General features: G+C 43.7%; 1 protein-coding gene. It reads right to left on the reverse strand.

Translation table 11 applies throughout. The features are described from left to right. Positions 1 to 167: 167 nt before the first annotated feature. A complete protein-coding gene (locus ACZYSM_RS29180; RefSeq protein ID WP_489077139.1) occupies positions 168 to 473 on the reverse strand; it encodes a hypothetical protein in 306 nt (101 codons plus the stop codon). Between the last annotated feature and the right edge of the window lie 571 nt (positions 474 to 1,044).

Raw genomic sequence — 1,044 nt, forward strand, 5'->3', positions numbered from 1 at the left:
TGACCCGAAAATCAGCAAAATGAGGGCGAAAATCGGCCCTGGAAATGCAAAATAAGGCCGGCAGGTTGAAAAAACCGGCTTGGCAATGGGGGCGGTGCGAACGGGTTAATTGTTCAGCGTCTCCCTAACTGGACTTGCGCCAGCAGTAAAAGACTCAACATCCTCCTTTAAAAACCATTCAGGGTAACTTCACCGTCGCTATACGCTTTAATTACCTCACCGTTTATTTTAAAGGTACACGTGGTGAAGTTGCGAATTACCAGGTTATTCATTTCTTCCACAAAATCAATTACCCCAACGAAGCAAAGTGAAATTTCATCAGAAAACTCCACATTACAGCCATCGTCCAGCCATTGTATTTCCTTAACAACATATTGGTTGTCGAAAGGTCTTCCATAAGGCCCATCGGGAAGAAAAAAATAGAACGAATCCCTTTTACCAATCCATTTTTCAACTAATTTTCTTGTATTCATTTTTTTATAATCCACTCAACTTGTGGTTTCGGTAAAAATATTTGCACACCCCCACCGTGCAATGTAGGAAACGTTCCTTTCGTCCCGGTTTGAGCCGCAGCCGGGCCTTCATAATAGGTCGTTCCAGCAGGAATTCTCATAATAGCCTTATTATCAAAGGTATTCCCCCACTCAGGCAGTACCGCACTATCCATTTGAGACTGCAAAGGTCCTTTCGATGATTCAGGCGTCCAGAATCGGCCGTCAACCCTGGCGGATCCACCATAATCCCTATACAGATATATATCTGTTTCTGCCACTTTTTCTGTGTAGGTACCACTTCTGAAAGTTGAAGCTGTGGAATGTGGATCATTAGAATCGCCGAGCGGTCCCATTTCATACGGACTGTACGTTTTTATTACTTTAGATGAAGCTGATTCTAATCCCTTCGAAGCATTGAGGGCTCCTAGTGTCCTGTCTCTTAAATAAGTTTCTAGCCTGAGCTATGCTTCTGTGGTCAGTCAGTACTTGGAGTGATCACATGAACTCTCAGGACATCGTGCTCAGTGAAGACGAACAAATTGAACTGAGT

Source organism: Pseudomonas sp. F220 (assembly GCF_057813935.1).